We start from the raw sequence: 11,825 nt of genomic DNA on the forward strand, positions 1-11,825 counted from the left end.
GGTATTTTGCGAGAAGAGGCTCAAGAGCTGAATAAAAGGTTTTATATGTTTCACAAAAAAAAGAGACCTTTTATCATTCTCAAATATGCTAAAAGCAAGGATGGTTTTATGGCCCCTGCTGAGCAAAAGCAAGTTTGGATCAGCAATGAATTTTCCCAACAATTGGTGCATCAGTGGCGTGGAGAAGAACAGGCCATTTTGGTTGGCACAAAAACAGCTAAAATTGATAATCCTCAGCTTAACAATAGGTTTGATAACAATCCTGATCCGCTTCGCTTAGTCATTGATAAAAACCTAAAATTATCAAACAGTTTGAACCTCTTTGATCAACGAATACAAACAATTGTAATTAACGAAAAAGATAATCGAAGTTTGCCAAAGCTAGCGTATGTTAAAATGCAATTTGACCATACTTTGCCTCAACAGATTTTAGACTATTTATATAGCAAATCCATTCAATCACTTATTATTGAAGGAGGAGCATTTACTTTACAATCTTTCATCGATCAGGAATTATGGGATGAAGCCCGGGTTTTTACAGGTGTTGTCGAATTGCAATATGGGATGCCTGCTCCTCCTTTAAAAGGCGAAATAATTCAAAAAAGAATGATTGAAAAAGATGAATTAATAATATACAGAAATCAAGTAAATGAGTAGTTTTTATAAAAATAAAGTAGTCTGGATAACAGGTGCTAGTTCGGGCATAGGTGAAGGTATTGCCTACCAATTAGCAGAACAAAACGCTAATCTTATTATTTCAGCTCCAGATATGGATAACCTGAGAAAAGTAAAAGACAATTGTATTAGTCGTGGGGCAAAATGTATTTCAGTTTATCTGGATCTTGCTGATCAAAAAAGTATTGATGATGCTTTTAATACCGCAGTAAAAGAGTTTGGTAAAATTGATGTTTTAATTAGTAACGGAGGCGTGAGTCAACGTACACTGGCTTTGGAAACCAGCGAAGAGCTGAGTCGTAGAATAATGGAGATCAATTATTTTGGAACCACCAAGCTCACACTCAAAGTGCTTGAACTTATGGTAAAAAATGGCGGTGGGCATTTAGCTGTAACCAGTAGCATTTCTGGCAAATTTGGTTTTCATTTACGGTCAATTTATGCTTCTTCCAAACATGCATTGCATGGCTTTTTTGAGACAATTAGATTGGAACATCAAAAAGATAATATTGCAGTAACCATTGTTTGCCCGGGACGAGTAAAAACCAATATCTCCATCAATGCCCTCACCAAAGATGGCAGTGCTTATGGTAAAATGGATGCAGGACAAGCAGGCGGAGTAAGCATTGAATACTGTGCAAAAAAATACCTTCGTTCCATCGAGAAAGGAAAGAAAGAAGTACTTATTGGTGGAAAGGAGCTAATTCCTGTTTATTTAAAAAGATATGCTCCAGCATTATTTTATAAGCTTATTTCGAATGTAAAGCCTACATAATTGACTCATTTTATTATTTTTGCAGCCTAAAAACGAATTAGTACATGCCTAAACTTATAAGCGGAATCCAACAACTTGGAATTGGTGTTTCAAATGTTCACGAAGCCTGGAAATGGTATCGCCAAAATTTTAATATTGATGTTAAAATATTTGAAGAAGCAGCAACAGCTGGTTTGATGTTACCATACACCGGAGGCAAACCTCAGGAAAGACATGCTGTACTTTGTATGAATATGCAAGGTGGTGGTGGAATGGAGGTTTGGCAATACACTGGCCGTACTCCTCAACCTCCTGCTTTTGAAATCCAATTGGGTGATCTGGGCTTTTTCGCTGGTAAAATTAAAAGTAAGAATGTTACAGCTAGCTATAACGAATTCAAAAAAAAGCAACTCAATTTAGTAGGTGTATTAAGCAAAGATGCAGGTGGTGAAAAAAATCATTTTTTTGTTAAAGATCCTTACAATAATATTTTTGAAATAGCTGAAAGTAAAAAATGGTTCAAACCTCAAAAATGGAATACAGGTGGGGTTTATGGAGCTTGTATTGGAGTAACTAACATGCAGAAATCAATTGATTTCTACAGTCATATATTGGGATATAACGAAGCTGTGTACGACAAAGAAGGAGTTTTTGAAGATCTGGCTTATTTGCCTGGTGGAAAGAACAAATTCAGACGTGTTTTATTACGACACGGACAACCACGCGTAGGAAGTTTTAGTAAAATGTTAGGCCCATCAAAAATTGAATTATTCCAGGTTTTGGATCGTGAACCCAAGAAGATTTACAAAGATAGATTCTGGGGTGATTTAGGCTTCATTCATTTGTGTTTTGACATCAATGGAATGGACGACTTACGAAAAGAATGCGAAGCATACGGACATCCATTTACGGTAGATAGCAGCAACAGTTTCGATATGGGCGAAGCAGCTGGGCATTTCTCATATATTGAAGATCCTGATGGCGCATTAATCGAATTTGTGGAAACACACAAAGTTCCAATCATGAAAAAATTGGGCTGGTATTTGGATTTACGCAAACGCAATCCAGAACAAGATTTGCCAAAATGGATGATTAATGCTCTACGATTTAGTCGTGTAAAGGATTAATAGCTATTCAAGGAACTAATAGTTTTATTGAGTGTAAATCAGAAAGCACCTTAAAGAGGTTCCATATGAATAGTTGCACAAATGTTCAATTCCTTTTTAATATTTACTTCTATTTCGGATGCAATTCCATGAGCAATTTCCAGGTTCATTTCTGAAGGAAGTTTAATATGCATGGTAATTTCGGTATGATTACCATAATTATGAGCCAGAATATGATGCGGATTAACTTCAATATCTGTTGAAAAAGCAGCGATTCTTTTTATATTCTCAATTAAAGCATCATCAGGTTTCTCACCCAATAACGAACTTATGGCATCTTGCAAAATTTCATAGGTTGCATAAAACAACAAGGCTGCCACAAAAATTCCCAATACGCCATCTACCCACCAATAATCTTTAGCGAAGAAAATACCTATCAAAATTATGGCAGACGAAATTGCATCAGAGCGATGATGCCATGCATCAGCTTTTAATGATTTTGCTTTGCTTCTTCTACTACCCCAAAATGCATATTGTGCCATTAGCTCTTTCACTACAATAGAAACAATGGTTACAACTATAGCTATTTTGCCATAATGAGCACTTTCGTGGGATTGAAGTTTCTTAATGGATTCAAGAACAAACTCGAAACCAACCACTGCTAGTAATAATCCGATTATTAATGAAGCTATTAATTCAGCTCTTCCATGTCCAAATGGATGGTCTTTATCAGCAGGTTTGTTTGAAACTTTTGCTCCAATAATAACGATTAAAGAAGTTAATGAATCCGAGAAGGTATGCCAGGCATCGGCAATAATAGCTACTGATCCGGAAACAATGCCAGCCCAATACTTTAATGCAAATAAAAGCGTATTACCTACAATGGATATCCAACCTTCTCGCAATGCATAATTTCTTTTCTTAGTAGCCATTTATTGTAGTAGGTTTAGATTTTTAAAAGTGTATTATTTCGATCTATCTTACCTATTGATGAGAAAACAAATTTCTGAATAAAAATTACTTTTTTGGGTATTTCATATGATTTAAATCTTCCTTTGAGGGCAATAATCAATTTTTCGGCCTGACAAACGGCTTCATTTGTCTCAATTATCAAAATCATTTTATCACCTAAATCTTTATCAGGAACAGCACTTATGAAATAATTTGCTCGAGGAAAAAAGTCAGCTATAACTTCTTGCATTTTATTTTCAAGCTGATTGATCTGAATCTTAAAACCACCTGTATTGATAACAAAATCAAAGCGACCGATCCATTCAAAACTTGTCGAATCAATTAGTTTTACCACATCATTGGTTACAATTTCTTCATTTGGTTGAATCGGTGACTTAACAATCAAACAATTCTTATCATTCTGACTAAATTCAACTCCTTTTAATGCATGAAACTTATTGTCATCAGATTTAAGATTCTTTATGGCCACATGAGTAAGTGTTTCTGTCATACCATATGTATGATAAACCGAACAATCCAGTTTATTGACTTTTGATTTGAGTTGATCAGATACCGGTCCACCACCCAAAATAATCGCTTTCATTCTATTCAAAATATCAGGATTGATATTCGAAGCTTCTAAAATAAGCTGCATTTGATAGGGAACAAAAGCAGCAAAATCAATCTTTGAATCTAGTTCAATATCTATTAGTGGATTTGCAGATGGAGTAGCTAAATACAAATCACAATCATACATCAATGCTCTTATGATCATCATGAATCCGGCTGTGTGCTCTGGCGACAAACAACACAACAAACTATCTCCACTTTCTAAATTAAAAGTATCAAAGGTTTGTTTGGCGCTAATTTCAAGCTGATTTCTGGAAAAACTAATTTCTTTAGGTTTACCAGTTGAACCAGAAGTGAATAAGCTAAACTTCTCTCTCCCTTCAAACCAATCTTCAATAATTGTTTTTACCTGAGTTACAAAAGCACTCTTCTCTTTCAATTGTAAAAAAGAATCAAAAGTGAATGCTTGCTTTCTGTAGTAAATTAAAGGCATTTGCTAAATTCTGAGATGTGAAATTAAGGTTTTTTTTGATAAGTGCCTCGAACTTGAGTGATGAATGTGCTTGTTTCTCGTTTCTCGTTACTCGTTACTCGTTACTCGCTTCACGTTGCTTGTTACATAAAGCTTGTTACCTGAATGATTGAAACCTGCAACTCATAACTCAAAATCCAAAAACAAATAAACTCCCTCAGGAAAGAAGAAGACATTAAATTTGCCTGATGTCACAAAGCGGCAATAACATATTGAATCAAATCAATAGTCCTGATGATTTAAAGAAATTAAGTCAAAAAGAACTTAGCATATTGGCTGATGAACTCAGACAGTTTATCATTGAAACAGTAACGACCACTGGGGGGCATTTAGCAGCAAGTTTGGGCGTTGTTGAATTGACAATCGCACTTCATTATATTTTTAATACACCTGACGATTCCCTCATTTGGGATGTAGGCCATCAGGCATATGGACATAAAATCCTGACTGGACGAAGAGATCAATTCCTTACAAATCGCAAAAAAGATGGCATTAGTGGTTTTCCAAAAATGAGTGAAAGCGAATATGATTCTTTTGGAACGGGTCATGCATCAACTTCTATTTCCGCTATATTAGGAATGGCCGAAGCTTCTCAACTAGAAGGTTGTGTTGAACGAAACCACATAGCCGTGATTGGAGATGGAGCACTCACTGGCGGAATGGCATTTGAAGCCTTAAACAATGCAGGTGTTTCAGACGCTAATCTTTTAGTGGTTTTAAACGACAACAGAATTTCTATTGATGCAGGTGTCGGAGCTTTGAAAGAGTATCTTATGCGTGCTACAGCCTCTCCAAGTTTCAACAGAATTCGAATTCGTCTGTGGCAGTTTTTAGGACGGATCAGCAAATTAGGACCAGATGCACAAGCTACAGCGGCTAAATTAGAGCATCGTATAAAAACCCATCTTTTTAAGGAAAGTAATCTTTTCGAATCATTACGTTTTAGGTATTTTGGACCTATAGATGGACATGATATTCCCAAACTCACTAAAATCCTGAGTGATCTGAAAAAAATTGAAGGACCCAAATTGCTTCATGTAATGACTGTAAAAGGCAAAGGATATGAACCTGCCGAAAAATATCAAACTAAATATCATTCAGTTTCAGCACATGAGCCAAAAATTCCTGGATTGGAAAATGTGGTTCAAAAGCAATCAACAAAATACCAGGATGTATTTGGTATAACCTTGGTGGAATTGGCCAAAGAAAATGAGAAGATAATAGGAATTACTCCTGCAATGCCTACAGGTTCTTCGCTTCATTATTTAATGGATGCTTTTCCAGACCGTGCTTTTGATGTTGGTATTGGCGAACAACATGCTGTAACATTTGCTGCAGGTATGGCTACAAAAGGATTTAAACCTTATTGTGTTATCTATTCTACTTTTTTGCAACGTGCTTACGATCAACTTATTCATGATGTTTGTTTACAGAATTTGCCTGTTGTTTTTTGCATCGACAGAGCAGGATTGGTTGGTGAAGATGGTGCTACACATCAGGGTGCATTCGACATTGCTTTTTTGAAAGCCATACCCAATATAGCCATTGCCTCCCCTCTTAATGAGGTTGAATTAAGACATTTGCTTTATTCGGCTCAGTTTTACAATTCACCAATTGCTATCCGCTACCCAAGGGGCGGAGGTGTACTCGATCATTGGCAGGAAGAATTCAAAATGATGGAAATCGGCAAAGGACAAGTTATTTCAGAAGGTGAAAAATTACTTGTTTTGACATTTGGACCAATTGGAAATCACGTCATAGAAGCCTCAAAATCATTAAATAAAGAAGGGATAGTTTTTACTCATGCAGACATGCGCTTTGCAAAACCATTGGATGAACAGCTACTTTTAAAGCTTTGTTCAAAGCACCAAAAAATAATTTGTGTGGAGGAAGGGATCACTTCAGGAGGTTTTGGTTCAGCTATTTTGGAGTTTATTGAGGATCATGAATTGCACATTTCTGTTAAAAGATTGGGCTTTTCAGATGAGTTTATTGAACACGCCAGCGTAGAAGAACAACAAGAAATGTGTGGGCTAAGCCCTGAAAAAATCACAGAAACCATTCGTTTAGTATACAATAGTCTTTCATAAGCTACTTTTTGTTTTATAACAGCACGCCAAATGTGGATAATTAGCGCATTATTCCAATCAACTATTTAATCCCTATTATTAATATTGTAGCTTTGCTGCAAAATAATTAATTATGACAGAATTCATTTTAGCAGGGTGGTTTGGAACATGGGAAATCGTGATCATATTTGCAGCACTTCTTCTGTTATTTGGTGGACGTAAGATCCCTGAATTAATGAAGGGTATTGGCAAAGGTGTTCGTGAATTTAACGATGCGAAAGATAAGGTCAAAGCCAACATTGAGGAGGGCATGAAGTCTAAAGAATCAGAAGAAAAATCTGAAGACGAAGAGAACAAAGACAAATAAATTTGCCAAAACAACAAATAGCTGTTTATCAGCAATTTAAACTCCTCAATACAGGTAAAGAATCTTTACCCGGTATTTATTTACTCAAAATTTTAAACAGATTGGTATGAAAAAAAGTTTCCTCATATTGATCTGTTTTTTATTGATTAGCCAGTTACATGCTCAGATACAAGTATTAAAAGATCTCCAAGATTCGGTATCTCAATGCATGAGCAAAAAATCGATTGACCAGGAATTAAATAGCTGGTATTTCGGAAAAACTAAAAAAGATTATAGCATCGAGAAGCTGAATGTTTACGGCTTTAAAGCGGATGAAATTCCAACTTATTCCGACTCAGTTTACGAAGCACGACTTGATCAGCTACAAAGTGCTATCCCCTTAGCTTATAATGATATTATCAGGCGTTATATTGATTTGTATACAACCAAAAAAAGAGATCAGGTTGAGGAAATGCTTGGTTTGGCGAATTACTATTTCCCCATTTTTGATGAAGAATTAGCACGACAGGGATTGCCTCTTGAACTTCACTATATTCCCATTATTGAGTCGGCATTAAAAACAACAGCAGTATCGAAAAGCGGAGCTACCGGTTTATGGCAATTTATGTACGCAACAGCCCGAATTTATGATCTACAAATCACATCCTATATTGATGAAAGAAGAGATCCTTACAAACTGACAAACAAAGCTGTTACTTATTTCTCAGACCTTTATCATGTTTTTGGAAACTGGTTATTTGCTATTGCAGCCTATAATTGTGGTCCTGGTTCACTAAACAAAGCAATTACACAATCGGGATACAAAACAAATTTCTGGGAAGTTTATCCTTATTTGCCTCAGGAAACAAAAGGCTACATTCCGGCATTTATTGCTGCCAGCTATGTTATGCACTATAACATCGAACATAATTTATATCCTAAAAATATTTATTGTCCGGGATTATTAGATACAATCCATATTGAAAGAAGACTTCGTATGGATGTAATTGCCAATGCATTGCAAATGGAGGTTAGTTTATTGAAAGAATTAAATCCTCAATATATCAAAGATATCATTCCTCAATCACCAACAAAAGAAGCATACATTCTTCGATTACCGCAAGAAAAAGCCGCTAAATTTTATGCTCATAAAGATAGAATATATCGATATCAGAACTATTTGGACAGTAAGGAGAAAGATGAGGCTTCAGCAGCCAAACGCTTGGATAAAGTAAACAGTTTCCCTTCTGAAAACACGAATTCTTATCATCTTATTCAATATCTGGTCAAAAGTGGAGACAATGTAAACTTGATTGCAGACTGGTTCGATTGTACAGTGAATGATTTAAGCAGATGGAATAAAGGAATTGCCAATTCATTATATGCAGGGAAAAAAATTCATATATACGTTCCTTCTCACAAAGCTGAGCATTACCAAAAGATCAATGGAATGAGTTTTCAGGAAAAGCAGCAATTAATTGGAAAAGTAAAGGAACCAATTACTAGTGACTTAATTACCTATACTGTTAAAGAGGGAGACACACTTTGGGCCATTGCCCGTCAATTTCCGGGAGTCACACCTTATGACATCATGCAACTGAATGAGATAGATGAAGAGTCTATCAAGCCCGGGCAGCAAATCAAAATTAAGAAGAAGTAGAAAACTAGTTGCTCGTTACTGGTTACTCGTTACTCGTTTCTGCTTCCTCCCTATTCGATTGTGGTTATTCAACTACCATCATAAAATCAATGGTTCTTTTCGCTAAATTAGCTTCTCTTACAACTACTTTAACAGTTTGCCCAAGTGTATAGGTTTTCTTCGAATTATGCCCTTTCATACAGAAGTTTTCTTCGTCATATATATAGAAATCATCTTGCAGGGAGCTAACACCTATCATTCCTTCGCACTTACTTTCAATTAATTCGACAAAGATACCTGACTCAATAACTCCACTAATAACTCCATCAAAAGTCTCCCCTATTTTATCCTGCATATACTCCACTTGCTTGTATTTAATAGAGGCTCTTTCGGCAGATTCGACATTCACTTCACGTTCTGAGCTATGCTTACATTTCGACTCCAATGTATCTTGTTCACTTTGATTTTTCCTATCCAATAAATCCGCTAATATCCGATGAAGCATGACATCCGGATAGCGCCTGATAGGAGAAGTAAAGTGTGTGTAAAAGCCAAATGCTAAACCATAATGTCCAATATTTTTGGTGGTATAAACTGCTTTTGCCATGGAGCGAATTGCTAGTGATTGCATGAAATTTTGCTCTGGTTTTCCTTCTACTTCAGCCAACAAACGATTAAATGATTGTGCCAGTTTTTTATCATCAGCTGTATTTATTTGATAGCCAAACTTTGCAGCCATACGACCAAAATTAGCCAATTTCTCAATACTTGGATGATCATGAACCCGATAAACTGATGGGAATTTCTTTTGACTTTCCTTGTGAATATATTCTGCAACCTGTTTGTTTGCCAAGAGCATGAAATCCTCGATAAGCATATTGGATTCTTTTCTGATTTTCTTATAAACACCCATTGGCTTACCCAGATTGTCGAGCTTGAATTTAACTTCTTCCGTTTCGAATGAAAAAGCACCTTGCTCATAACGTTGCTTTCTTAGTTTGCTGGCCAATTCATTTGTTTTCAGTAGCTCAGTAACAAATTCACCTTTTTTTGTTTCCAATATTTCCTGAACATCCTCATAGGAAAAGCGCTTATCCGAATGAATAATAGTTCGGCCAAACCATTGTTTAACAATCAGGGCATTTACATCCAATTCAAATACTGCAGAAAAACACAACTTATCTTCATTGGGACGCAAGGAACACAAATTATTTGAAAGAATTTCAGGCAACATAGGAATAACCCTATCGACCAAATACACTGATGTAGCTCGTCTGAAAGCTTCCTTGTCTAAAATCGATTCTTTTTTCAAATAATGGGTTACATCCGCAATATGCACACCTATTTCAGTAGTTTTATCATCTATTTTTCTGAATGAAATAGCATCATCAAAATCTTTGGCATCTTCTGGATCAATTGTAAATGTCAAAATGTCTCTGAAGTCTTTTCGTTTGTTTATCTCTTCCTTTGTAATGCTCGTTGGAATTGCCTCGGCATCCAAAATTACTTGTTCATCAAATTCATACGGAAGGCCAAATTCCTCAATAATAGCATGCATTTCAGTTTCATGATCTCCAGCCTTACCGAGTACTTTTACCACTTGGCCGAAAGGATTTTTAGAACCTGCTGGCCAATCATTTAATCGAACAACTACCTTGTCACCTGATTTTGCATTCTTTAATTTGCTAAGTGGAATGTAAAAGTCGACATGAATTTTAGGATTATCAGTTATTAAAAATGCAAAACGATCAGATACTTCTAAAACGCCAACAAACTCGATGCGTGCTCTCTGCACAACTTCTGACACACGGCCTTCGACCTTTTTTCCTTTATTATGCCTAAACAACTCTATTCGAACCGTGTCGCCATGCAATGCATTGCCAATTTCCCGATTAGGAATAAAAATATCTTCTTCAAAATGAGGACAGCTTACAAATCCATATCCATGTTTGGTAATATCAATAATACCTTCAGGACAAGCGCCTTGCTTTGGAAGAGATACAAATTTCCAGGGTTTTGGTTCTGCAATAAGCTTTTCTTCAACCATTTCGTCTAAAATCTGTTGAAGTCTTTCTCTATCCTTTTTCTTTACCATCCCTACCCGATACGCAATTTGCTTGATGTTCATCAGCTTCTTCGGATCTTCTTGTAATACGGAAATGATTCCCTGCTTAACAGATTTCTGTGGAGTATTTTTATGCTTCGGCTTTTTCTTATTTCTGGTCATATGATTGTCATCTACAATCAAAGTTAAGTAGATATTGTAAGTATTAATCTGGAATGTATGTAAAGTTTATGTTAAATTTTTGTTAAGATAACACCTACAATAGCTATGTGTTAATTATTAATGCGATAGTTTCTGCAAATTGAGTACTCTGCGAGTGACTCATATGGGAGTGTATTTATTATTTCAGGTTAGGTATGGTTTTAGTCGTAGGCCGACTTTAAGTCGTACTACGACTAAACAAGTCTAACTATTTATTATTTCTCAATTTCCGATAAAATAATATCCCTGATTTCTTTTGCCCGAGTTAAGGTCATCATATGTGATCCATTCTTTATCAGGTATGTATAATTTACATTTCTAATGGGTATTGTATGATCATTACTACCATGAATATGGATAATTGCAGGATCATAATCCTTCCTTTTCCAATTAATAATCATTCCGATACTTCTTTTCAAAAATATCGGATCCAGGTTTTCAAGCATAGCATTACAGGTTTCTTTCTCTTTGTTCCGATCTGGCTCGAACAATGGCTGAGCAATAAAAGTGGATTTTTTTAAGATGATTGGAGGAACTATTCTATACACAGGAATTGCTCTTTGGAATTTATATTGAGCAGGTAATTCTGTTCTGCACTTAGCGCTGGACATAATGATTACCTTTTCAGGTTTCAGAAATGAATTCATCTCTGTTGCTATCATTCCACCTAAGGAAGCTCCTATCAAATAGAATTTCTTGGATGTATCAATTTGCTTTGATAGTTGAATGGCATAGGAATTCATGTCATCATCTTTTGATGGAATCTCCCATTTGATATAGAAGTTGTTCAAAGTTGACGCAATAAAATTACTGTAAAAGCCAATAGATGCAATGCTTTCCAATGAGTTTTGTTTGTTTCAAAACGTACCAGAATTGCCTTGTAAGCATCCAACCAAGCATTTGTCCTTTCTATAACA

10 protein-coding genes are annotated in these 11,825 nt (G+C 35.8%); 6 read left to right on the forward strand and 4 right to left on the reverse strand.

Annotation, left to right across the window (positions count from 1 at the left end; translation table 11 throughout):
- Window positions 1–45: 45 nt before the first annotated feature.
- Genes HOG71_14270 through HOG71_14280 form a run of 3 tightly spaced genes read left to right on the forward strand, consistent with a single transcriptional unit; the run spans window position 46 to window position 2,556 of the window.
- Complete coding sequence (locus HOG71_14270; protein MBT5992013.1) at window positions 46–657, forward strand: RibD family protein; 612 nt, start codon at window positions 46–48, stop codon at window positions 655–657.
- Window positions 650–1,450: an SDR family oxidoreductase gene (locus HOG71_14275; protein MBT5992014.1), complete on the forward strand. Its 801-nt coding sequence runs from the start codon at window positions 650–652 to the stop codon at window positions 1,448–1,450. Before HOG71_14270 ends, HOG71_14275 begins: the two co-directional genes overlap by 8 nt.
- A 44-nt stretch (window positions 1,451–1,494) precedes the next feature.
- Entirely contained in the window at window positions 1,495–2,556 is a 1,062-nt protein-coding gene (locus HOG71_14280; protein ID MBT5992015.1) for a VOC family protein, read from the forward strand.
- A 50-nt stretch (window positions 2,557–2,606) separates the two neighbouring features.
- Here HOG71_14280 and HOG71_14285 read toward each other — a convergent pair whose 3' ends face one another.
- Window positions 2,607–3,467, reverse strand: a complete 861-nt coding sequence (locus HOG71_14285; GenBank protein MBT5992016.1) for a cation transporter — start codon at window positions 3,465–3,467, stop codon at window positions 2,607–2,609.
- 14 nt (window positions 3,468–3,481) lie between these two features.
- Window positions 3,482–4,549, reverse strand: coding sequence for an AMP-binding protein (locus HOG71_14290; protein ID MBT5992017.1), 1,068 nt, complete (start codon window positions 4,547–4,549; stop codon window positions 3,482–3,484).
- 227 nt (window positions 4,550–4,776) lie between these two features.
- Here HOG71_14290 and HOG71_14295 point away from each other — a divergent pair, with 227 nt between their 5' ends.
- The 3 genes from HOG71_14295 (at window position 4,777) to HOG71_14305 (ending at window position 8,663) form a co-directional block, all read left to right on the forward strand.
- Window positions 4,777–6,678, forward strand: a complete 1,902-nt coding sequence (locus HOG71_14295) for a 1-deoxy-D-xylulose-5-phosphate synthase (GenBank protein ID MBT5992018.1) — start codon at window positions 4,777–4,779, stop codon at window positions 6,676–6,678.
- A gap of 112 nt (window positions 6,679–6,790) precedes the next feature.
- Window positions 6,791–7,024, forward strand: a complete 234-nt coding sequence (locus HOG71_14300) for a twin-arginine translocase TatA/TatE family subunit (protein MBT5992019.1) — start codon at window positions 6,791–6,793, stop codon at window positions 7,022–7,024.
- A gap of 106 nt (window positions 7,025–7,130) precedes the next feature.
- Entirely contained in the window at window positions 7,131–8,663 is a 1,533-nt protein-coding gene (locus tag HOG71_14305) for a LysM peptidoglycan-binding domain-containing protein (GenBank protein ID MBT5992020.1), read from the forward strand.
- Between the two features lie 64 nt (window positions 8,664–8,727).
- On the opposite strand, the gene rnr is transcribed toward HOG71_14305, so the two are convergent.
- Window positions 8,728–10,869, reverse strand: coding sequence for a ribonuclease R (gene rnr, locus HOG71_14310; GenBank protein MBT5992021.1), 2,142 nt, complete (start codon window positions 10,867–10,869; stop codon window positions 8,728–8,730).
- 254 nt (window positions 10,870–11,123) lie between these two features.
- Window positions 11,124–11,684, reverse strand: a complete 561-nt coding sequence (locus HOG71_14315) for an alpha/beta hydrolase (protein ID MBT5992022.1) — start codon at window positions 11,682–11,684, stop codon at window positions 11,124–11,126.
- Between the last annotated feature and the right edge of the window lie 141 nt (window positions 11,685–11,825).

The sequence above is a fragment of the Bacteroidota bacterium genome (genome assembly GCA_018698135.1).
In the GTDB taxonomy this organism is placed as follows: Bacteria; Bacteroidota; Bacteroidia; order CAILMK01; family JAAYUY01; genus JABINZ01.